General features: G+C 31.4%; 22 protein-coding genes. 1 reads left to right on the forward strand and 21 read right to left on the reverse strand.

Annotated features, from left to right (window positions below; translation table 11 throughout):
- Positions 1 to 12 precede the first annotated feature (12 nt).
- The 21 genes from rpsJ to GEMHA0001_RS03115 form a co-directional block, all read right to left on the reverse strand.
- Positions 13 to 321 carry a 30S ribosomal protein S10 gene (gene rpsJ, locus GEMHA0001_RS03015; RefSeq protein ID WP_003147624.1) on the reverse strand — a complete coding sequence of 103 codons (309 nt, stop codon included), beginning with the start codon at positions 319 to 321 and terminating at the stop codon, positions 13 to 15.
- 346 nt (positions 322 to 667) lie between these two features.
- Positions 668 to 1054 (reverse strand): OsmC family protein, encoded by a 387-nt coding sequence (locus GEMHA0001_RS03020; protein ID WP_003144409.1) that lies wholly within the window; start codon positions 1052 to 1054, stop codon positions 668 to 670.
- Between the two features lie 78 nt (positions 1055 to 1132).
- Positions 1133 to 1798: an HAD family hydrolase gene (locus GEMHA0001_RS03025; RefSeq protein WP_003144148.1), complete on the reverse strand. Its 666-nt coding sequence runs from the start codon at positions 1796 to 1798 to the stop codon at positions 1133 to 1135.
- A 169-nt stretch (positions 1799 to 1967) separates the two neighbouring features.
- Entirely contained in the window at positions 1968 to 2618 is a 651-nt protein-coding gene (locus GEMHA0001_RS03030) for a nitroreductase family protein (RefSeq protein ID WP_003144296.1), read from the reverse strand.
- Between the two features lie 118 nt (positions 2619 to 2736).
- Positions 2737 to 3915, reverse strand: a complete 1179-nt coding sequence (locus GEMHA0001_RS03035) for a CapA family protein (protein ID WP_003144135.1) — start codon at positions 3913 to 3915, stop codon at positions 2737 to 2739.
- A 163-nt stretch (positions 3916 to 4078) separates the two neighbouring features.
- Positions 4079 to 4753 carry a hypothetical protein gene (locus GEMHA0001_RS03040; RefSeq protein ID WP_003144227.1) on the reverse strand — a complete coding sequence of 225 codons (675 nt, stop codon included), beginning with the start codon at positions 4751 to 4753 and terminating at the stop codon, positions 4079 to 4081.
- A gap of 26 nt (positions 4754 to 4779) precedes the next feature.
- On the reverse strand, positions 4780 to 5670 hold the full coding sequence (gene dprA, locus GEMHA0001_RS03045; protein ID WP_003144385.1) for a DNA-processing protein DprA: 891 nt from the start codon (positions 5668 to 5670) through the stop codon (positions 4780 to 4782).
- A gap of 12 nt (positions 5671 to 5682) precedes the next feature.
- Positions 5683 to 6732, reverse strand: coding sequence for a competence protein CoiA (locus GEMHA0001_RS03050; RefSeq protein WP_003144138.1), 1050 nt, complete (start codon positions 6730 to 6732; stop codon positions 5683 to 5685).
- A gap of 69 nt (positions 6733 to 6801) precedes the next feature.
- The gene (locus tag GEMHA0001_RS03055) at positions 6802 to 7080 is read right to left on the reverse strand and encodes a hypothetical protein (RefSeq protein ID WP_003144200.1); all 279 of its coding nucleotides are present in this window, start codon (positions 7078 to 7080) and stop codon (positions 6802 to 6804) included.
- A 42-nt stretch (positions 7081 to 7122) separates the two neighbouring features.
- Positions 7123 to 7938, reverse strand: a complete 816-nt coding sequence (locus GEMHA0001_RS03060; RefSeq protein WP_003144320.1) for a methyltransferase domain-containing protein — start codon at positions 7936 to 7938, stop codon at positions 7123 to 7125.
- A 415-nt stretch (positions 7939 to 8353) separates the two neighbouring features.
- Positions 8354 to 8818, reverse strand: coding sequence for a tRNA adenosine(34) deaminase TadA (tadA, locus tag GEMHA0001_RS03065; protein WP_040464345.1), 465 nt, complete (start codon positions 8816 to 8818; stop codon positions 8354 to 8356).
- Positions 8819 to 8977: 159 nt separating this feature from the next.
- On the reverse strand, positions 8978 to 10015 hold the full coding sequence (locus tag GEMHA0001_RS03070; protein ID WP_003144121.1) for a YdcF family protein: 1038 nt from the start codon (positions 10013 to 10015) through the stop codon (positions 8978 to 8980).
- A gap of 203 nt (positions 10016 to 10218) precedes the next feature.
- A complete protein-coding gene (locus tag GEMHA0001_RS03075) occupies positions 10219 to 12540 on the reverse strand; it encodes an ABC transporter ATP-binding protein/permease (RefSeq protein WP_003144173.1) in 2322 nt (773 codons plus the stop codon).
- A 148-nt stretch (positions 12541 to 12688) separates the two neighbouring features.
- Positions 12689 to 13303 (reverse strand): DUF1648 domain-containing protein, encoded by a 615-nt coding sequence (locus tag GEMHA0001_RS03080; protein WP_003144078.1) that lies wholly within the window; start codon positions 13301 to 13303, stop codon positions 12689 to 12691.
- Complete coding sequence (locus GEMHA0001_RS03085; protein ID WP_003144186.1) at positions 13290 to 13562, reverse strand: autorepressor SdpR family transcription factor; 273 nt, start codon at positions 13560 to 13562, stop codon at positions 13290 to 13292. Before GEMHA0001_RS03085 ends, GEMHA0001_RS03080 begins: the two co-directional genes overlap by 14 nt.
- Before the next feature lie 967 nt (positions 13563 to 14529).
- Positions 14530 to 15969: a pyruvate kinase gene (gene pyk / locus GEMHA0001_RS03090; RefSeq protein ID WP_003144262.1), complete on the reverse strand. Its 1440-nt coding sequence runs from the start codon at positions 15967 to 15969 to the stop codon at positions 14530 to 14532.
- 115 nt (positions 15970 to 16084) lie between these two features.
- Positions 16085 to 17047 carry a 6-phosphofructokinase gene (pfkA, locus tag GEMHA0001_RS03095; protein WP_003144125.1) on the reverse strand — a complete coding sequence of 321 codons (963 nt, stop codon included), beginning with the start codon at positions 17045 to 17047 and terminating at the stop codon, positions 16085 to 16087.
- Between the two features lie 128 nt (positions 17048 to 17175).
- Positions 17176 to 20445: a DNA polymerase III subunit alpha gene (locus GEMHA0001_RS03100; RefSeq protein ID WP_003144344.1), complete on the reverse strand. Its 3270-nt coding sequence runs from the start codon at positions 20443 to 20445 to the stop codon at positions 17176 to 17178.
- A 45-nt stretch (positions 20446 to 20490) separates the two neighbouring features.
- A complete protein-coding gene (locus GEMHA0001_RS03105) occupies positions 20491 to 21081 on the reverse strand; it encodes a flavin reductase family protein (RefSeq protein ID WP_003144392.1) in 591 nt (196 codons plus the stop codon).
- Between the two features lie 53 nt (positions 21082 to 21134).
- Positions 21135 to 21863: a peroxide stress protein YaaA gene (gene yaaA, locus GEMHA0001_RS03110; RefSeq protein ID WP_040464334.1), complete on the reverse strand. Its 729-nt coding sequence runs from the start codon at positions 21861 to 21863 to the stop codon at positions 21135 to 21137.
- A gap of 2 nt (positions 21864 to 21865) precedes the next feature.
- Positions 21866 to 22279, reverse strand: coding sequence for a hypothetical protein (locus GEMHA0001_RS03115; RefSeq protein WP_003144338.1), 414 nt, complete (start codon positions 22277 to 22279; stop codon positions 21866 to 21868).
- A gap of 436 nt (positions 22280 to 22715) precedes the next feature.
- Between GEMHA0001_RS03115 and GEMHA0001_RS08925 the strand changes: the two genes are divergently transcribed.
- Positions 22716 to 22856 (forward strand): hypothetical protein, encoded by a 141-nt coding sequence (locus tag GEMHA0001_RS08925; RefSeq protein ID WP_003144104.1) that lies wholly within the window; start codon positions 22716 to 22718, stop codon positions 22854 to 22856.
- Positions 22857 to 22895 lie beyond the last annotated feature (39 nt).

Consider the following 22895-nt stretch of genomic DNA (forward strand, 5'->3'; position numbering starts at 1 on the left):
CACCTCCTATAATTATAATTTTAATTCGATGTCAACACCTGATGGTAAGTTTAAGCTGATTAAAGCGTCAACTGTTTTTTGTGTTGGTTCAATAATATCGATTAGGCGTTTGTGTGTACGTTGTTCGAATTGTTCACGGCTATCTTTGTAAATGTGAACTGAACGTAAGATTGTGTATACTGCTTTTTCCGTTGGCAATGGAATTGGTCCAGAAACTTTTGCTCCAGAACGTTTTGCAGTTTCAACAATTTTCTCTGCACTTTGATCTACTAATCTGTGATCATATCCTTTAAGACGAATACGAATTTTTTGTTTTGCCATCATTTCTCCTCCTATACATTTATTCGCCGCTATCTAGTAGCGACTTCTCCACGAAAGTTCTCCAGCACGCCATGCCATGGCAAAGCGGCCGGGCGTGTCAGTAACCTTTCGCTTCAACGCAAGTCTTTTTCAAGACCAACATTTATTATTATACATGGTTAAAGCATATAATGCAAGAGTTTTGAAGAAAAAATTTCAAAAAATTTTATGAATATGTTTTCTATATTTTTATGCTTTTATTTTTAACCAATATAGACTATATTATATAGAAGAGAAATTTTATTTTCATCTTAAAATTTAAAAGAACTTAGAGTTTTCAAACACTAAGTTCTTTTAAAATCTTATTTTATTTTAACGGTAAAATATTGTATTGAATATCTAAATCAGATGATAATAAATGAGATACTTTACAACGTAGTTTAATATTGTCTAGAACACCTTGTCTATCTCCTGCTGCTAGTTGTTCCTCTGTTCTATCCACATGAACATTAACTACAATTTTTCTATTATCATAATCTACCACCAATTCAGTTTCAATTACTAAATCTACTAATTCGTATGCTCTGAAGAAATATCCTTTTGCACACATACTAACGCATCCATTGTATGCTGTAGCAAATAGATCCATTGGACCATCTTTACTTTCTTCTATAAACATTTTATATTCTCCACCAAGCGGTGTTGTTGCATATGAAGTAAAACCTTCTTTAATTTTTAAATTAGACGTATACATAACAGTCTCCCTTTGTACATTTGATTTTAAGATTTCTCTTAATAAGTTTATTATACTCTTCTGAATAATTTTTGTACACTATTTATTCTCGACAATTTCTTTAACTGTTTTAACTAAATCTACATCTTTAAATCTATAGTTTACACCAGAAAAATCCATATGTTTCGTAATATCATTTGTTTGTAAAATTAGTGTTGCTCCCGATGCTACTGCTCCTAAGGCACCTGGGCGTGAATCCTCTATAGCTATAGAATTATTTATATCCACACCTAACTTCTCAGCAGCTAACAAATAAATATCTGGAGCAGGTTTTGGATTACTTACTTCCGCTTTTGTTGCAATAACAGAAATATATTTCTCAAAACCTTTTCTTTGTAGCCCAGTTTCTATATGTTCTCTTTTTCCATTTGAAGCTACTGCCATTTTTATCCCATGAGTATGCAGATATTCCATAAGTTCCGCAATGCCTGGCAATACAGACGCATTATGATAATTATCTAGAATACGCTTAGTAATTTCCGCTTCAAACTTGTCATAATCCTCACTAGACATTCCATATCTTTCATTATAGTATCTCTTACTTGTTTCTTCATTTGTTCCTGAAACATTTTTTATGTAGTCCATCTTATCTAATTTTTGACCCAATACTTCTTCAGTTAAGTCGCGCATGTTTTCATAGTAAACTTTTTCTGTATCTACTATCGTTCCATCAAAATCAAATATTACCGCCTCTAATTTTTTCACTTTATTTCTCCTTTTTTCTATTTTAAACATATATTTACTATTTTATAATGCATTTACTAAAATTCAAAATTATTTGGACGAAATAAAGAGCAACTTTGAAACTGAAACTTCAATTCCACCTAGTTGCTCCTATTTATATTTTCGATATTATAGCAAAAGTACCATTATATTATTCAAATCTTACTAGTTTTTCAGCTTTAACTCTTACAGACGGTCTTCCATCTTTTTCTTTTTTACCTAGTGCAATTAACATCACAGGCACTAAGTTTTCCTCTAACTCAAATAATTCAGCAACTTTATCTCTCATAAATCCACCAATAATATTAGTGTCATACCCTTTAGCATAAGCTATATTAGTAAATTGCATCGTCCATAATCCACAGTCAAAATAAACACCTTCTCTATTTTTATCAACCGGGATTTTTTCTAATTGAGGAACCATACCTTTTTCAAAGCCATCTTTAACTTCTTGAGTCATATAACCTTTTTCTACAGCCTCACCATATATCTCATCAAACTTATTATAGTAGTTTAAATCACCTAGTACGATAATCATCGCAGCAGAAGTTTCATTTTGAATTTTATTGTAGTTAGCACTGCCTAACTTCTCTTTTCCTTCAGGAGTATCCACAACGATATACCTCCAAGGTTGAAGGTTACAAGATGAAGGAGCAATATTCGCTTCATCTAACATCTCTATAATTTCTTCACGTTTAATTTTAACATCAGTATCGAAATACTTAACTGATTTTCTTCCTTTTATCACTTCAAAAAAATCTAGACTTTTCTTACCTAATAGTGCATTAAAAAAGTTTCTCACTTATCTTCTCCTTCTATACGTAATTAACTTGATTATTTTACTACACTTGAGAATTATTATCAAATAAAAGAGCTCATTAAAACTTTAGAGTTTTATTATACATTCAAATTACTATTAATTACCATTTTAAATCAACAAGTTCCATTATTTCTTTATATGAAGTATCCACTTTATCTTTCATATCCCCATCTAGCTTATTTCGATATTTTCCACCTTCGATAAAATCCTCTAACACCATAATTTTATAGTCATATAATGGAATTCCATTTATATCTCTACCGTTAAGTTTAGAATAAACTAGTGTTGGATGAGCTTTTACAGTTTTAACAGTTGTTTTATCGTTTGTTTTTTCAAATGTAACATCCATCAGTAAACCTCTCTCAGGCCACTTATTCTCCATTCTTTCCATACGTTGATTAGAAACAAAATTACCCATAGAATATATAATAAATTTCTTATCTCCATCTTTTTCCACAGTCTCAGCAGGTTCTATAACATGAGGATGTCCTCCAAATACTACATCAGCACCCCATTCAATCATTTTGTGATAAAGGACTTTCTGTTCTTCTGTAGGTTCCATCTTATACTCTACCCCCATTTGAGGCATTACTACTGTAACATCAGCTTCCTTCTCAGCCCTCTCTATCTCTTCTTTCATCTTCTCCTCATCAAGATCCGATAAATGATTGTTTCTTTCCTGCATTGTAAGGTTTGCATCCATTCCATTATAGCCATACGCATAGGCTAGTATTGCTATTTTGATTCCATTAACTTCTTTTATAAGAATTTTATCTTCTGAACGATTTTTATCTGTATGAACTCCAACAGTTTCTAAGCCTCTTTCTTTAAAGACCTTATCCGTATATTTCAATCCATATAAACCTGTATCTAGTATATGATTATGAGCTAAATCGACAACATCATACCCTACATCTTTCATAGTGTCTGCAATTTGCACAGGAGCATTAAACAACGGATACCCTCCTAACGGAGAACGATCGCTAATAGTACCTTCGAAATCACCTATCGCCAGGTCAGCTCCTTCTATCCACGATTTAACATATTCAAAAAACGGATTAAAATCATAACTTCCATCTTCCTTTTTAGCAGTATAATACAAAGCATCGTGAATAAGAATATCTCCATTAGCTACTACTCGTGCAGTTTTTACACTTGAGTCACTATCTTTCTTTAATATTCCTCCTTCTTTATCAGATGCTGTTAAAAAATAAATACATGAAAAAATAATACCGCTAATACTTAGTAATCCCAGCATATAAACTAATATTTTTCTCAATACCTTATTTCCTCCTTATTAAATATTATATATAGATATAATAACAAGTAGTTAATAATAATTCAATTAACTACTTGTTTTATATAATTATTTTATATCGCAACAATAATGTGCTCCTCTTACACATTATCGAATTTTCCATTATAAAATTTATCATAATTTTCTATTTCCCTAATAATATATCCAAGATCATCTTTGGTTTAGTTACCATAAGAAGATGATCCGACTCCTCTATTTGCGTATAATTCATTCCTATTAACTTGAAATAAGAAAAAACTGAAACTTTATTAAACACAGCCCTACTTCTTTTTAATAGTTCTAAATTATCTACCCCCGCATACAAAGATAAATAATCATACTCTGTTTGCGAGTTCGGCCTTACCATATATTCACTACCTTCTTTTATGAGTTTCTTAAGAACTAACTCCACTAAAAACTCATCCCTCATCTCTTCTACACTAAGTGTCTTTGATAGATATTCTTCTTTACTAGTGAACTTTATCTCTGGTTCAAAATATGTTTTTAACACCGATTCAGGAGGTATAGGTTCTAAGCCCTCGATGATGATTAAATTAACTCCATCAAGGTATTCACTAAAAATCTCTAAACCGTTAAGTAAAACGACAGTACCATAAGAAGCAGTTACGATGTAACCTCCTCTTTTTACTTGTGTCATTTTATTTAATAGCACCTGCTCAATTTCTTTTTTTGATATAGATTTAAAACTCTCTTCGGTAAATTCAATAAAATCAAAGGTTTGGTCTGGCATATTTTCTAAGACTCTCGTCCAAATGCATCTGTCCCAACCTAGTGGATTAATAAACAAGATATCTGTCATAGTAATCATCCTTTCAAATATCTATACTAAAATCCTAACTCATCACCAAAATCCTCTAATTTATTTACAAGTATCGCCCCCTCTTTAATGTATTCGTTCATTGCATAACTCATCTTATCGCCAAATTTCCCCGGTAGGCAGAATACATCAGAACCTACATCTAAGGCGAAATCCACCGTCCTCTGTGTACCACTCCTTTTCGCTGCCTCAGTTACCAAAAGAGCACTAGAAAGACCAGCAACAAGCCTATTTCGTTCTAAAAACTTATATTTCCTTATAGGCGAAGTTGGAAAATACTCAGATATAATAAGATGGTTTCGTTCTAGCTCCTTATAGAGCTTGTAACTTTGTTCCGGATAAATAATGTTGTGCCCATGAGCTATTACACCAATAGTGTATCCTTTACTTTTTAAAGCCCCCTCATGAGCAAGACTATCAACACCTGTAGCAAGACCACTTACTATCACAAAATTATTCATCGATAAATAGGGTACTATACAATCGAGAGCATCTTTCGAATACGAGGTATTGTTTCTACTACCTACTATAGAAATTTTCCTCCTAAACAACAGTAGATCTTTATTACCTCTATAAAAGATGACGTATGGATAATCATAAACCCTAAAAAATTCCTTAGGATAATAAACATCATCACAAAACATATATTTCACTTTATAAAATTCAAAATAACTCTCGAAATCAAACTCCATATTATTATGAAGTTTAGTATAGATTTCCTCAGCATTACTTCCAAAATATACAGCTAACTCTGGTACAGATAAATCCAAAATCTTCTCTATACTATTTAAATCATTAAATACCCTATGTAATTTAAGCGTAGTAACCTTCTCAATTGCCACTAATGAAAGTAGTACTCTTTTCTGTTCTTCTGTAAAATTCCCACTATACTCCCACATAGCTTTATCCTCTTACTTGTCATTTTCTACTAACAAAGCATAATATGCTTTAAATACTTTTAAGAAAATCTCCCCTTGTTGAATATTATTAATATAAATACTATCTTTAAATTCTATAATATTACTCATTATTCTTATAAGCTCAGAATAACTCTTATCTTCTTTATAAAATCTATACATTAATCCTTGCCAATAGACAAGCGGTGTTCTAATAAGCACCTGTTCTAACATGTTAACACCAATTACTTCAGGAATATTATTCAACCCTATATGTTGATTATAAAACATGCTTAAAACTTTATTTTTCACAGTCTTATCGAACTTAATTTGTTCGTAGACATAATTTTCAACATCCGATGGATATAATTTCGACGTTAAATCTTTGTCCAGTAGTTTCAAATCAAGTGGTACATCAAACTCATCAATACCTAATGAAGTTTTTATACAAACAGCATTTCGTTTTTTTAGATTATGAGCCCAGATTTGATAGAATTCAAATTTTTTGTTTATATTATCCCAACCATAGAAAAACACTTTCCCTTGATAATAATTCAAGAAATTATCCACAAACGGCGAATATCTAATATAACTTATACCATCGTAACTTTTTAATTCTTTTATAAATTTGTTTGTATCAATTAACCAAATCAGCTTCAAGCCAGCCCTCATATAACCTTTTGTTCTAGCTTTAATAAGATCAAAAGGGATAACTGATCTTTGATACTCAAAAGCAATGCCGTTATCTTTAATAAACACATCTGCTATTTGAATATCATTATTTTCCCCTGTTTTAAAAATATGTTCGACTTCTACATTACGATATTTCTTTCTAAAATGCTCATAAAGATCTTTCTTCGCTTCTAGATGCTCACTACTCTCCTTCTTATAAGTTTCAAACTCACAAGAGCAATTTTTAGCATGAGCAAAATGCGATTGAATCTTTACTCCTTTTTTGAAAATTACTTTTCCCCCGCATATTGGACAGTGATACTCTCTATTCTTTTCTATATCCTTATCCAATGCATTAAAAACTTCGTCTTTACTATCGTATGCCACGTACATAATGTTTCTCCTCTTTTTTCTGTACTACACCCACAAACTACTTCTAACGCCTCTTATTCAATTGTCAATTTATTTTAGATACCTGTATTTTCGATAAACAGAATCATCAACTTCTACTTCTATAAAATTCGTAAGATCCATCCACGTAATCTCATTTTCATGATTATCACTGTCTACTAAGTAAATCTTACTACCCTTCTCACATAGATAAAAGTTTTTCTGTCTGTCATACATCCCTTGCATAAAGTCCATATCCTCTTCTAAAGAAAAGTCAAGACATCTTTTATACCAAGGTACCTTTGCATGTTTTTTCACCTCTACTACATGATCGTATTTACTTGCGTTCATAATATCTCCTCCTTCATAATTTTTCCCTTTATCAAACTTATATTACCTTTTACAAACTAAAAGCTCCAAATCTATCGTAATTTCTTTTAGTTTTTCTATATCAGCATCTGTGATAACTTTAGAAAACGTTAAAGGTGTCATCTTTAGAAAACTTGCCGCCTGCGTCTGTGTTAATCCAAATGTATCGCTTACCGTTATCCTCTCCACGATAGTACAATTCTCCTCGATTAGACTTACAGTATCACTATTCGTATATTCCTTACCACCAATCAACTCTCTAATCTCTCTTAGATAATTAGCATTCGGAATAACCTTAATCAAATATCCTTCATCTCCAAGCACTCTGAAAAACTCTTCATAATTCGCCGGTGTTAATATATTCAAGATACACGAAACACTGCCATCTTTGAACGGAAGATTAGCTAAGTTAGCAACCATATATGGATTTAATTTATCCTCTTTAACAGCTAGTTCTATCGCATCCTTACTGTTATCTAGACCATAAAAATATTTCTCAGGAAATACCATCTTTAACTTCTTGATGTAATAACCTTCTCCACAACCGATATCCAGTACGATACCTTCAGCATACTTTTCTACTAAATTTTGGATATTTTTTAAAACATTCGCATAAAAATCATTACCAAAAACTTCGCTACGAGCTTTAAACAGCTCTTCACTATATTTTGTAGGTTTATAATTATTTATTAAATGGATATAACCTTTTTTAGAAAAATCATAACGATGATTATTACTACAAACCAAACTAATATTCCCTATACAAGACTCCGATAAACACTTTGGACAAAGGTATATTTCTTCTTGATTAAACTTCTTTATTACATTCTCTATTTTCATTAAAACGCCTCTATACTTTCTAAGTTTATTGTATCAAATTTCCTTCAATATTGATAGCAAAAAACGGCTAAAATATTAGAAAATTTCATTTTTTTCAGTTTTCTTCAAAACTTTATTTTTATTAACTAATTACCGATTTCATTCCACTATTTTAAAACAAAAAATGACGACACAATCCTTTAGAATATTTTTATCGTCATTATATTTATATATTAATATTTTTTATTATTTTATACGGAAGAGGCTCAGAAATCATGATTTCTGAAAAATTGATTTCGTCAAGTCAACCGCGTACAGTTCATTAGATATCTAAAAACCCTTCATAAAGCGAATTTAGATATCAGTAAACCACTACTTTCTATATAAACTTTTAAAAAATTTAAGATCTTTGTATTAGCTCTAATATATTAAAACCTTATTTCTTTTTTCGCTCTCTTAACTCTTTAAAAAAATTCTTCATCAGTATAGAGCACTCTTCTTCAAGCACCCCAGAGATAATCTTAGCCTGATGATTGAATTTATTCTCACCCACTAAATCAATGCAACTACCACAGCAACCATATTTAGGATCACTCGCACCATAAATAACATTTTCAATTCTAGCTTGAACAATGGCTCCACTGCACATAACACAAGGCTCTACAGTAGTATATAAATAACTATTATCAAGTCTCCAAAAACCTTGTTTCTCACAACTTTCTTTAATAACTAATATCTCTGCGTGGTTCAACGCCTGTTGATTTTCTTCTCGAGTATTATGAGCCTTCGCAACGACCTTATCGCCAATAACCAGCACGGCCCCAATCGGAACTTCCCCTTTAGCGTAAGCTCTCCGCGCTTCTTCTAACGCCATCTCCATATAATAAGAATGATCTTTCACACCACTACATCCTTCCACAAATGCTTTTTTCATTTTATTATATCATATTTAGAAATCAATAGGCTAGCAAGTTCTAAAATTATATATAACAATTAGATAGAAAAAGACTTAACAAAATTAATTTCAAAACTAATTTTATTAAGTCGATCCTCTTAATCCCTAGTGATTATTAAGCCAATAATATACATTTAAAAATATAATTATGGCTATAAACAAGAATGTCAGCATCCCTAGAACTATAGCGTGTATTTTCCTTTTGAAATATAGATATCCAATAAATTCTCTAATGAAGGCATTTAGCGTAAAATAGAATTTTGTCGGTGCTCCATAACCAATACATCTAAAACCTAAAGTTCTTGCTTGGACTAACGCTCGGTATACATGATAATAATTCGTCACCACAGCGAAACTTTTATCAGCAGGAATAAATTTCTTTGAAAAAATAATATTTTCTTCGGTAGAAGTTGATTTATCTTCTAAGATTATATCATTCTCATCAACCCCCTGCTCAAAAGCATAGTTTTTCATTGCAAAGGCTTCAGATACTACTTCATCAGGACCTTGTCCTCCCGACATGATTAGTTTACTTCCAGGATTAGCTTTATAAACATTTATCCCTTTTCTTATTCTACTAGCAAGAAGTGGTGTTACCCTCTCACCAATCAATCCTGCACCCAAGACTACCACATAATCAATCCTTCTCGGTAGAATATTAATGATATTTAGAACACTAGATACTAAGTAAGACATTGCTATACACAAGAAATACAATACTACTAATCCAACATAAGAATAAAGTGCACTCAATATTAGATTACCATAAGTATAGTCAGCAACGCGTGGCCAATATATAAAATAACCTACTAGAAAGAAAAACGTAGCTAGACTCAATAGGTTCCCAACCCTTAATCCTTCTCTTCTAATAAGCATAAATGAATTGTATAAAAACATAATTACTACTACAATTGGCAGTAAAGTGAATATTACCACCGCTATAACAAGTAATACTACACCCAAAGTATAAATAAACTTATTACCTGCTGCATTATTAGTGATAAATGCCATTACATAAAAAATAAAACTCAAACCTGTCGCTATAAAAAATATTCCTAGAAATAAATTTCTTCTATCTAAATACAAAACAAATAAAAATAGTAACAGAAATACTGCAAAAACTATAAACAAACCTATTACCATAAAAACCTCCTAACCTAATATATGTATAGTATAAATTATATTGTAAGCCTAGATACGTGTCAATTACAACTACAGTTTTCTCTTCTGTTCAACTCGCAATAAATATAAAAAACGAGGAATATTAGATCCGATTTAATCTCCGAATGTTACATTTTTAGTAACCTCTCGATTATAACACGATCTACTATTCCTCATATTATTTATTATTCAGTTCTTAGCGCTTCTACTGGGTCTTTCTTCGCAGCTATTCTCGATGGAATGATACTAGCTATAAGTGTTAGTACTAAACTAAGAGCTATTAATCCTATTGAGGCTTTAGCGTTTAATGATGCTGTAAAACTCTCCACTTCTAATCCCTTAGCAACAGCTCTACTAATAGGAATAGATAGAAGCATAGTCACCACTACACCTACAGCACCGGAAATAAATCCGATTAATCCTGCTTCCGCGATAAAGATTCTTGTAATATCTTTTTTTCGAGCACCGATTGCACGGAGAATACCTATTTCTTTCGTTCTTTCCACTACAGATACATACGTTAGTATACCTATCATAATAGATGATACAATTAATGAAATTCCCGCAAATGCCGATAAGATTAACGAAATTGTATTAATCATCTGTGACATAATTGTTGTCATCTGCTTCGCCATATCCGCATATGTGATACTATATTTATGATAATCTGAGCTGTCTGAACCATATTTCTCAGCCACTTTCTTATTGAAATTATTAATAACCTCAGCTATTTTATCACGATCATTGAAAGATTTTGGATAAAGCATAATTGCGCTTGGTGTAGATTTTCCACCTATTGTCGCAAGAATCTGATCTGCCATATCCGCATCAATCTTCTGACGCGTCGCCACATTTACAGTTTTATCCTTTTCTTGTGCAACTACAATATCAGATTTAGCCTCTTTTTCCAGCATCTTATTTTGCAATGATTTTGTATATCCGATTGTCATCTGAGGTCTAGTGAAACTATCTTTAGCTTTTAATATAGCCACTACTTTAACCTTAGTTCCTACATCATACATCTTAGTATCAACATCACGTGGAACAAAACCATCACCAATTTTTCTATAATAGTTATTATTATCTATAACGCTAAATTCTTTTCCAATAATATCTTCATACTTAACTTTTGAATTTTCATCAAAACCTAATGCTTTCAACGTAGCTTTATCGATTTCGTTATTTTTCGCAGTAAATAATACAACTTCATTATCACTAGGATATTCAAAATTATCTTTAGATGATTTTACCACTTCATATTGATTCATAATCATATTCTTATCTTCTGGCAATACCCCAAAAATACTATCACCTAATGCATCTTGATCTTGTTTTACAGCAATTACATCACCTTTTGCATTTTTAGTTAATGCCTGTATTGTATATCCTTGAGTAAATTCAATCGCAGAATAATAATCCTTCGCATTATTTTGAATATAGTTTATAAATGTTTCTCCATTCCCTAATGCATCCACCGAATACAAGTTTCTATGTACATCACGACTAGACTTCGGTACTAATTCTGAGCCATTAGAGTCTTTTTCTGAATTGTCATCATCAACACTAAGTCCGAAATTTACCTGATTTGCACTAATCATAATCGGCATCGATGATAAATTTTCGTTTTGCATCGTTTGAATATATTTATCCATTCCCGATGAAATAGATAATACTAGACCTATACTAATAATCCCTATACTGCTAGCGGCAACCGTCATAAACGTACGAAATTTCTTCGTAAGAAGGTTCTTAAAACTAGATTTAATTGCACTACTAAATGCCATTGCAGTTTTCTTCAAAGAAAATCCATTGTCAGTAATATCGTTAGTCACATACGGATTTGTATCTTCTTGAATCTCTCCATCTTTAACCCTTACTATTCTATCACTATATTTTTTCGCTATTTCTGGATTATGCGTTACCATTATAACCAACTTCGTCTTACTTATCTCTTTTATAAGTTCCATAATCTGAACACTAGTCTTACTATCTAAAGCTCCTGTAGGCTCATCAGCAAGAATAATCTTTGGATCAGTTACTAATGCACGAGCAATCGCCACCCTCTGCATCTGTCCTCCAGAAAGTTGATTAGGTTTTTTATACAGATGCTCCGCTAATCCAACATCTTCTAATACTTTCTTGGCCTTTTCATGGTTTTCTGAATTAGAATGCCCCGAGATAGACAAAGCTAATTTTACATTTTCAATAACACTTAAGTGAGCTATTAAATTATAGCTTTGAAAGACAAAGCCTATAGTCCCATTTCTATAACTATCCCAATCTCTATCTTTAAACTCTTTAGTAGAACGCCCCATAAGAGCCATATCACCAGATGTATATTTATCTAAACCACCTATAATGTTTAATAGCGTCGTTTTTCCACTTCCACTCGCACCTAAAATCGATACAAACTCATTTTCTCTAAAATGAATATTTACAGACTTTAGTACTGCTACTTGACTACCACCAGTATTATACTTCTTAACTATATTTTTAAGTTCTAACACTCTATGCCCTCCTAATTTATTATTAGACAAACTTAAACTTCTCACTACATAAAACTTCTCTTGTATGTAATTATAGCATACAATATATTCCCATTAAAAGAATACTCTCTTCTGGCAATACATGTATGCTACTTATTATAATAAATTACTAAGCTTTATATTTTTTAACCAAGTAAAAAGGTAAAACCGTAGAGGCAATTGCCGAAATAACTATTAAAACTAACGCTACTGTTGAACTAAAGAATCCACTAATAAATATAGCAACTCCACTAAAGGTCATAAGCAATGCATAGGCTCTAATCACTTTTTGCTCATTGACACCTTTTTCTAAACCAAAAAGATTAAAATTGTATTTCCCCCAAAATTCTTTTTTAGGCAGATAGTTACCAAGAATAATAAACACTATACCTATAACAAACGCTGTTAATTGTGTAACATTAAAATTATTATCTAAAGCATATGCTATTAATCCACCTTGAACTAGAACACTTATCAAAGGTACAATTCCCTTAATAATTAACGCACCCTTTTTAGGAGTTTTATCAAAGTCTACAACTAATGAAATTATAACCTGAACTATAGCAAAGAATATAGGAAGTTCGACAATCGCACGAGTTTTACTCACAAAATTATCAGACTCTCCTTTAGCATTGAAATGTACAGCTATTTGTTCAGGCAACACATTATAGTAGTACATCCCTATTAATATCGGTAATAAGCATATAGCAACTCCTAAAAACAAACTCTTTTTATCTACTCTCATCGTCTTTTCCTCCCAAACCATAAATCCATACCAGTACTTCTTCGAATACACTGGCATTCAACTCATAATATATAAAATTTTTATGCCTAGTTTCTAATATCAAACCCGCTTTTTTCAACTGAGTTAAATGATAAGAGACAGTAGCTCCTGTTAAATGAAATTCCGAAGCTAGTTCTCCAGCACTTTTCTTCTCTTCTTTCAACATTTCTAGTATATTTCTTCTTACTGGATCAGATATTGCTTTTAAAGTTTCACTCATCCCATTTATATCACCTCTTTTTATTGCATATCGCGAACTACAGTTCTATTTAGATATCTTTCTAAATAGATTATAACTCTACCTTATATTAAAGTCAAGAACTATTTAGAAAAATTTCTAAATAGTTCTTCTAATTATTATCTGCCTTTTTAAAAAATTAACTTTCACTATGATTCCTTCCTGAGACTTACTTTAGAAAGTTATCAATAGTTTTTTTATAATCTTATATTTTATAAATGCCATTATCTGTAAGTTTGCATATTCTAAATATTTTTACTTATCCTTTAAATCTCAACTTTTCTAATTGTATATACAAAAATAATTATGAGATAATATTTCTTCTATTTAAGGTTAATACGTCCCCTTATATTTGACAAATAGCTATAATTTGCTAAAATAAAATTGTAAACAGTTAGTAAGATAATTTTATCATTAAAATATTTTGGTATAATTAATATTATTTTATTTCTTTTCAATTATACTATTTGTTGCATTTGATATTAATTATTACTGAAATATCTATATTGTGAGAATAATTCAAATTAAATAAATTAGCCAATATTTCAAGAGTTGACTATTTTCCCAAATAATATATGGTATTGTTACATGAGTTAATAGGTAAGGAGATATATCTATATATCTCATGCAATCTATTTGATTGTTCTTAAAACTGTGGAAGACTCTTTCAACTTCCATTTTAACGACTATAATACTATAGTCATATATTTCCTTTCGGTTGTTAAATTTATTTAACAATAAACTTTTAATTTAATATCGGAAGCCATTCCGATTAATACTACAAAATAACAATTTACCCTAAATTTTTATTTTGTGTTCATATAACGAAAAGCGGTCCATTACGGGCCACTTTTTGTTTTTATGATCCTCAACATTCTACTAATCATTTTCTAAATAATACAAAAAAGAAGAAATAGGATTACCTCCTACTTCTTCTTTAATTTTTATATTAGTCGATTACAGAAACTTTTAAGAAGTTTGTTGTTCCAGCGTTACTTACTGAAGTGTTGATACCACCAGTGATTACGATAGCATCTCCTACTTTAGCATATCCTGAAGATTTAGCGATTCTTGCAGCAGTTAGTAACATTTCGTCTGTAGATTTAGCTTGTTCAGAGATTTGAGCATCAACTCCCCATACTAAGCTTAATCCACGAGCAACTTTTGCACTTGGAGTCACAGCTAAAATAGACGCATTTGGACGGTATTTAGAAATTAATCTAGCTGTTTTCCCTAATTCAGTATAAGTTACGATTGTGTGTAAGTCTAAGTTTAGAGCTGTGTATCCTACAGATACTCCAATTGCGTTTGTAATATCTTTAGTTACAACTTTTTTAGAACGTTCTTTTAAGATACGAGAGTAATCTTGCATTTCTTCAGTACGTTTAGCGATTGTAGCCATTGTACGAACTGATTCGATTGGGTAAGAACCCGCTGCTGATTCTCCTGATAACATGATTGCATCAGTTCCGTCGTAAATTGCATTAGCTACGTCAGATACTTCGGCACGTGTTGGACGTGGGTTTTTTTGCATTGAGTCTAACATTTGAGTAGCTGTGATTACAAATTTACCAGCTTCATTACATTTAGCAATGATATCTTTTTGCATAATTGGTACTTCTTCTGCTGGCACTTCAACACCAAGGTCTCCACGAGCGATCATAATACCATCAGATACTGCGATGATTTCATCAATGTTATCGATAGCTTCTTGACATTCGATTTTAGGGATGATTTGAACGTGTTCACATCCTTCTTCTTTAAGGATACGTCTAACTTCTAGTACGTTTTCTTTTGTACGAACGAATGAAGCAGCAACGAAGTCAATATCTTGTTTACATCCGAAACGAATATCCTCTTCATCTTTTGGAGTGATACCTGGTAATTTTGTAGATACACCTGGTACGTTAACTCCTTTTTTGTTTTTAAGTACTCCACCATTTTGAATAGTAGTGTAGATTAATCCACCTTCAGCATCAACTTTGTTTACTGTTAATCCGATTAATCCGTCGTCAAGTAAGATTGTATCTCCAGCTTTAACGTCATGTACTAATTCACCATAAGTGATTGAGAATTTTTCTGTTGTTCCAAGAACTTCTGTCATAGAAACGATAACATCTTTTCCAGTTTCTAACATGATTGCATCATTTTCCATGTTGTGAGTTCTGATTTCAGGACCTTTAGTATCTAAAAGGATAGCTAAGTTAGTTCCTGTTGCTTCTCTAACTTCTTTGATTGTTTGAATTCTTGCACCGTGCTCTGAGTAGTCACCGTGTGAGAAGTTAAGACGACAAACGTTCATCCCTAACTCTACCATTTGTGTTAATGTTTCTTTAGCTTCAGACTTAGGTCCAATAGTACAAATAATTTTTGTTTTTTTCTGTATCATAATATACCTCTTAAATTTTAATCTTTTATTATTTTAACTTATTTTCAATTTATTTTCAAACATTTCCCTAAAAAATAGTTGATTTTAAGAAAGAAAACATTTTCATAATTAACAATTAGATTGAAAGTTGTTTAGACACATCATAGATAGATAAGTCGACATTGTGAACATCACCAAATACATCTTCAAATTTAGTACTTACAAGTTTATTATTTTGGATACCTACAGCACGCCCTGATTCACCAGCTAATAATAATTGAACAGCGTAGTTACCTAGTCTTGAAGCTAGTACTCTATCTTGAGCCGATGGAGTTCCACCACGTTGAATGTGCCCTAAGATAGTAGCTCTTACTTCTTCACCAGTACGTTCTTTTAATTCTTTAGCTAAGTCTTGACCACTCATAACACCTTCTGCTAAAACGATGATTGAGTGTTTTTTACCACGATCTTCCCCTGCTTTAATACGAGCAACTACTTCATCTATATCTTCTTTTTTTTCAGGGATTAGAAGACTTTCACTTCCTCCAGCGATACCAGCAAATAATGCTAAGTCTCCTGCGTTACGTCCCATAACTTCAATAATAAATGCACGCTCGTGACTTGATGCAGTATCACGAACTTTATCAATTGCGTCTACGATAGTGTTAAGTGCAGTATCAAACCCAATTGTGAAGTCAGTACAGCAGATATCGTTATCGATTGTTCCTGGTACACCTATAGTTTTAATGTTCATTTCATTACTTAAAGCCATAGCTCCACGGTAAGAACCGTCTCCACCGATTACTACTAATCCATCAATTCCTAAAGCTTCTAAGTTTTTAATAGCACCTTTTCTAACTTCTGGGTTAGCAAATTCTGGTAGACGTGCTGAATAAAGCATCGTACCACCACGGTTAATGATGTTACCAACATCTCCTACTTCAAGTTTTTTAATGTTGTTTTCAACTAATCCTTTATATCCTTGATATACTCCATAAACTTCTAATCCATTATAGATTGCTGTTCTTACAACGGCACGCACAGCTGCGTTCATTCCTGGTGCATCCCCACCACTTGTTAAAACTGCGATTTTTTTCATGTAGTCTTACCTTCCTCATAATTTTATTAATTATTTTTAAATTTACCTATCAACAATATCATATTTTTGAAATTTTTTCTAGTAAAAACAGAATTTTGTTTTATTTTTGTTCGATTATTTTTGTTTTTTTACTTATATGTGATTTTGATGCGTTTTCCAGGGAATTTTTCCAAAAATTTCTGAACAAACTCATGTTCGTTATTTATTGTAATCGTTTTTCCTTTTGTAGAATCATTATCAAGCAAGGCTATCACCTTAACTCTTCCAGCATCAACCTTATATTCACTTAAAAGCTCTAATATTTCTTTATCAATAATTGTATAGATAGTTTTTATATTAGTTAGGCAGTATTCTCTATAATTTCTTAAACTAGCAATTTTTTCTAAAATGTACTGTTCTCTACCATTACGAAGTTGTTTTTTCAAAGTCATAACAGCGAAACTTCCTGCTTTTATAAATACATTAGCATACTTGAATACACTTGGAAAAACAGTAACATCATAATCATTTTTTCCATCGTTAACTGTTAAAAATGCCATATAATCGCCATTTTTAGTTCGTATCTCTTTTCTCGTTATGATTTCTACATAACTATCGCTAACTTCACCACCAATGTATTGTAGTGGTAAATAAGAATACTTCTCTTTTTCTACTTGGACTGGATGTTTTAAGAAGTATGTCCCTGTGACTTCTTTTTCCATTTGGATTTTTTCTGTGATTGAATAGTCTTCTATCTCTTCTACCTTTAATGTTAGACCACTTTCTGCAGACAACGCAACACGTACATTATTTATAAACTGCCTGTTATCTGAATAATAATCATTTACCTTTTTCATCAAAGTAGCTCGGTTATAACCAAAAGTATCTAACGCGCCAGCCTTAACCAGTGAAACTGCAGCTTGATAATCAACCTTCTTATTCATACGTTTCAAGAAATCATCTATGTCTAGATAAGGTCCAAAATTAATTCTGTCTTGAACTATTTCATAACCACTTCTATAACCAACATTTTTTATCGCAGTCAATGCAAAAACAATATCATTTTTAAAAACTCTAAAATTAGCTAAACTTCTATTAACATCAGGTTTTACTAAATTAATACCTAGATTCATAAGCTCTTGCTTGTATTCATTTATTTTCTTCTCACTGCTTATTACGTTATTTAATAAAGCTGTCATAAAATGCTTAGTATAGTAGACTTTTAAATATGCTAAACGGTAAGCTAGCATACTGTATACTACCGCGTGACTCTTATTAAAACCATAATTCGCAAAGGTAACAATAAGATCAAAAAGTTTCTCGGCGACTTTTATATCGTAGCCAGCTGCAACACTTTTCTCTACGAAGATTCGTCCATAATACTCTAGGTCTTCTTTTTTCTTCTTACTTACCGCCCTTCTCATATTATCCGCTTCATTGAGGCTCATATGGGCGAAGTTCACCGCAATCAACATAATCTGTTCTTGATAAACAATTACCCCATAAGTATCCTTTAATATTTTCTCTAAATGCGGATGTGGATATATCACTTGCTCTTCTTTATTTTTCCTACGTACATAGACTTCTATTTGAGCCATTGGTCCCGGTCTATAAAGAGCATTCATAGCGACAATATCATTAAATTCAGTAGGTTTTAGTAGATTCAATTTCTCCTTCATTCCACTTGATTCAAACTGGAAGATACCTTCTGTCTTACCTTTTGCAAATAATTCATAGACCTTAGGATCTTGATAATTTATCTTTGTTATATCAAATGCCGGATTCTCTTTTCTAATTTCTTCGACAATACTCGATACCATAGTCAGATATCTAATACCTAAGAAATCTATTTTTAATAAACCAACACTCTCTACATCATCCATCGTCCACTGAGTTAAGTACTTCGTCATATTCGATTCAGCTAAAGGTGTATAGTTAACCAATGGTTTGTCATCACTTATTACTATACCGGCTGCGTGTACCGATGGATTTTTCGGTAAATGCTCTAAACTTAGCGCTATACTAAACCAACGCTTATTAATATTACTTGTATTAATAAACGTTCTTAATTCTTCTGATATTTCATAACATTCTTTTAATGTTCTTGTAGAGCTAATATTACTACTAATAAACTTCAGAGTTTGTTCGTCAAACTGCAATATTCTCGCCGATTCTCTAGCTGCACTTTTCGATTGAAATGTTGTAAAAGTAATAATCTGCGCTACCTTATCAGAACCATATTTTTCTTCCACATATTTTATGACTTCATCACGTCTGGTGTCTTGGAAGTCTATATCTATATCAGGCATAGAAATACGCTCTTTGTTTAAAAATCTTTCAAACAGAAGATTGTATTCCAATGGATCCGCTTCTGTTATATCTAGTAAATAACATACTAAACTCCCAGCAGCACTACCACGTCCTGCACCTACTAATATACCATTATCTTTGGCATACTTTACAAAATCATAAACAATTAAGAAATAGTCGTTGAAGCCCATCTCATCGATAATCTTAAGTTCATAACTATATCGCTTTTGATACTGATATAAATCTTTACCTATTAACTTTTCCTTAACACCTTTTTGAACTAAGTAATGCAAGTACTCTTTAGAAGACAACTTTTCGAATATCTCTTCTTTTTCTCCGTAGATATACTTAGGCAAATGATATCCCGAAAAATTCAATTCATATTCACAGCTATCTATTATTAATTTTTGATTAGCAAATGATTTTTCGAAAATAGCATATAACTCTTCATCCCCTAGAGCTAAGATTTCTTCAAAATCCTTTTTTTCTCTGACAAAGTCATCTCCTGAGATAGTCGTAAGTCCCTGTATATTAAGCTTTTTGTTATCGCGAATAGCACGACTAACAATAACTTGCTGATAGTGCTCTTTATTTAGGTAGAAACTTGGTTTAGTATAAACAATATTATCATAATCACTATAAAGACCTACCTGGAAACTCTCATTAAAACCAAAATAAAAATCATACTTACTTAGTAAATTTTTTAAATAGGAGAATTCCATACTATCCCTAAGTTCATCTACAACAGTCAAGACAAAGTCTTCTCTGTAATCAATCATATCATTAGCAAAATCTTCTACAGTCCACTCTTCTCCATTCATAAACTTCGTCGAAATTTCTAATAATTTATAAAACATCTTCTCCGTTTTACACAGTAAATTAAATTTTAAAAGCCCTATTCCATAGCCTAAGTTAACTTCTAAACCTTGAATTAAATTTATTCCTACCTTTTTAGAAGCTTTATAAGCTTTAATAGCACCGTACATATTCGGATCTACGATAACTACTGATTTCTGATTATCTTTAGCTAATTTTGAAAACAGACTCTCATACTTAATTGTACTATTCAATAAGTCATATGCACTATGTACTTGCATATTGTAATACATACTAATATCCTCCTTTCTTCGTTATTTTATATTACCTATAAGATATTATCCGCAAAGTGGATTATACTCATCCTCATCTGATGAACAACCCATGTTTTCTCCATGGTTTTTGCTCGCTTCATTGAAGTAACGATATACTCTCTTATTGTCATCACCCATAAAATAAATTGGATTGAATTGAATATATTTCATATTTCCTTCTTCATCTAGAAGATTTTCACAAACAACTCTTCGTTTTATAGATGCTACAAAATTCGTGTATTTTCCATATTCAGAAGTACTTTCAACTTTACACTCAAGCGATAATATACATTCATCCATAACCGGAGCATCGATATATTTTGCCGGATCATATGTCATATCAGCCATGCCAATTTTATTCTGACCTGAATGGAATCCAGCAATCTCCACCTTACTAAGTATTTGTTGACAAGGTACGTTAACAGTAAACTCACCATATTCTTTAATATTATCTACAGCGTTACTATCTGTTGTGAGACCAACTGTAATCATATCTCCTAATGAATACGATGAGCTACAAGCTGTCACATTGTACTTCCATTTTTTATCCTTATAGCCAATTAATATTACAGGAAATCCGTAATATAACTTACTGGTTTTAGTTTCTAATTTCATCTTCGTCTGTCCTTTTTCTTATTTTCCTTTTATATTTAACCTTCCCTATTTTTTTATCTTTTCGCTATAAAAGCTAATGTCTTTTCATCTGAATTCTCTTCGTTATATTCGAAACCATCAAATTTGATCTGTTTCATTTCATCTACCGAAGAAACTTTATTTTTTACAAGCTCAGTTAAAAACTTACCTCTAGCTTTTTTCGATATTGTAGAGTGCACTTTTAGCACCCCTTCTTTTTCTTCCATAAAGCTAAGTCTAATAAATCCATCCCTCTGTTTTTTTGAAAATACTTCTTCAAATTCACTAGAAAGTAATGACACGACTAATTTTTCACCCTTGATACTCTTATCATAATCTTCACGCCAGAAGTTTTTCAATGACTGACTTGATATTTTGATATTTTGTAAAAAGTCTAATCTATGCTCTTGAATTAAATCATAAGCACCTATTACACCATATAAAGATGTTGTAATAAAAACATTTTCTTTTATATATTTCTTATCAGTCTCATCAAAACCAGCACGATCTATATTTCTATACATTAGACCATTAAATAGCTCCAATGCCTCAAAACTTTTTGCTGTTTTGTTATTTATTTTTTCCCAACGAGAAAATTCTTCCACAGCCTTCTCATCTTTGATTTTGTAGACCTTCGCCAAGTCTTCCACACTTAATTTAGCTATTTCACTTACTATTTCAGTACTTTTGTCGCTCAGACTTATCTTTTTATGAGGAATAGCCTTCTTGTTTAATTCTTTGGCTGTTGGTATTAAGATTTTCATCATTATTCCTCTTCTTCAGGTAATTCTAAGAAACTATTTTCTATTAAACTTTCAACTTCCATTAATACAAAGTTGTACTCTGTTGCTTCTACAGCTGGATCAATAATTAATGTATTAAAGTAACCTACTACGAAATCACGGTTAGCGATTTCTAGTTTAAACATATATTCACTGATTTCATCTACTAAAAACGCTGTTTCTTTAAGCACTTTGTCTTCATAAGTGTTAGCGTAGTGAACTGTTTCTAAAAGTCTGCGGATTTCTAAGTCTGCGTGCTCTTTAGCAAAACGATCACGAATGTGTTTTGCAAGTTCCTCAGCTTTAAGGTCTTCTGTATTAATATTTTCTTTTTTTAGTACGTCTTTCTCTTCTAATTTTGCTAATAATACTGTTAAAGATTGGTGTAATGTATTCATTTAATTTTCTCCTATATTTACAATAAATTTTTTAAAACTTCCTCTATATATTTTATAAGAAAAACATGAAAAACGCTAATAATACGCTACATACATAACTACGCTAGATTCCAAAGAAATCTATATTATGTACTGTTATTTTATTAGTGTAGTAGAACTGACTAGAACTAAATACTACTAATGAAAATTACAACATAAATAAATACAGTTCTCTCTCTATATTGTTTTGACAGCGTTTTCTATAAATGCTATAATATAAGTAAGATATAGTATATATTTTACTATACATTTAACATTATTATAAGATAGTTTTGCTATAAAAAAAATTTATAATTAATAATATAAAGAAAAATGATTTAAAAAATTATGAAATTGATTATGGGGATTTAAAATATAAAGATTTAATTTCGGGAATTTTTAAGAGGGAGGTCATTATATGAGTAACGAAGATAGATTAAAAATTATAATAGTATTATTAATAATACTTATTATGACAATAATTTTTTGTACAATAACTATAATTGAAAAACTAGACTTAGTACAACACTCTCCAAGTCTAGTAAGAATTGTAGGATAAAGTATGTCTTTAAAGCACTTAAAATCGGGAGCGACTCAA

The organism is Gemella haemolysans ATCC 10379, assembly GCF_000173915.1.
GTDB classification, from domain to species: Bacteria; Bacillota; Bacilli; order Staphylococcales; family Gemellaceae; genus Gemella; species Gemella haemolysans.

Excerpts from the sequence above, each read along its gene's own strand:
- GEMHA0001_RS03060 (WP_003144320.1), bottom strand. The coding sequence starts at position 7,938 with ATGAAAATAGAGAATGTAATAAAGAAGTTTAATCAAGAAGAAATATAC.
- GEMHA0001_RS03100 (WP_003144344.1), bottom strand. The coding sequence starts at position 20,445 with ATGTATTACAATATGCAAGTACATAGTGCATATGACTTATTGAATAGT.
- dprA (WP_003144385.1), bottom strand. The coding sequence starts at position 5,670 with ATGTGGGAGTATAGTGGGAATTTTACAGAAGAACAGAAAAGAGTACTA.
- GEMHA0001_RS03080 (WP_003144078.1), bottom strand. The coding sequence starts at position 13,303 with ATGAGAGTAGATAAAAAGAGTTTGTTTTTAGGAGTTGCTATATGCTTA.
- GEMHA0001_RS03115 (WP_003144338.1), bottom strand. The coding sequence starts at position 22,279 with ATGAATACATTACACCAATCTTTAACAGTATTATTAGCAAAATTAGAA.
- GEMHA0001_RS03050 (WP_003144138.1), bottom strand. The coding sequence starts at position 6,732 with ATGTACGTGGCATACGATAGTAAAGACGAAGTTTTTAATGCATTGGAT.
- rpsJ (WP_003147624.1), bottom strand. The coding sequence starts at position 321 with ATGGCAAAACAAAAAATTCGTATTCGTCTTAAAGGATATGATCACAGA.
- GEMHA0001_RS03070 (WP_003144121.1), bottom strand. The coding sequence starts at position 10,015 with ATGGTAATAGGTTTGTTTATAGTTTTTGCAGTATTTCTGTTACTATTT.
- GEMHA0001_RS03085 (WP_003144186.1), bottom strand. The coding sequence starts at position 13,562 with ATGAGTGAAACTTTAAAAGCAATATCTGATCCAGTAAGAAGAAATATA.
- GEMHA0001_RS03055 (WP_003144200.1), bottom strand. The coding sequence starts at position 7,080 with ATGAACGCAAGTAAATACGATCATGTAGTAGAGGTGAAAAAACATGCA.
- GEMHA0001_RS08925 (WP_003144104.1), top strand. The coding sequence starts at position 22,716 with ATGAGTAACGAAGATAGATTAAAAATTATAATAGTATTATTAATAATA.
- GEMHA0001_RS03020 (WP_003144409.1), bottom strand. The coding sequence starts at position 1,054 with ATGTATACGTCTAATTTAAAAATTAAAGAAGGTTTTACTTCATATGCA.
- pfkA (WP_003144125.1), bottom strand. The coding sequence starts at position 17,047 with ATGAAAAAAATCGCAGTTTTAACAAGTGGTGGGGATGCACCAGGAATG.
- yaaA (WP_040464334.1), bottom strand. The coding sequence starts at position 21,863 with ATGAAAATCTTAATACCAACAGCCAAAGAATTAAACAAGAAGGCTATT.
- GEMHA0001_RS03040 (WP_003144227.1), bottom strand. The coding sequence starts at position 4,753 with ATGACAGATATCTTGTTTATTAATCCACTAGGTTGGGACAGATGCATT.
- GEMHA0001_RS03105 (WP_003144392.1), bottom strand. The coding sequence starts at position 21,081 with ATGAAATTAGAAACTAAAACCAGTAAGTTATATTACGGATTTCCTGTA.
- pyk (WP_003144262.1), bottom strand. The coding sequence starts at position 15,969 with ATGATACAGAAAAAAACAAAAATTATTTGTACTATTGGACCTAAGTCT.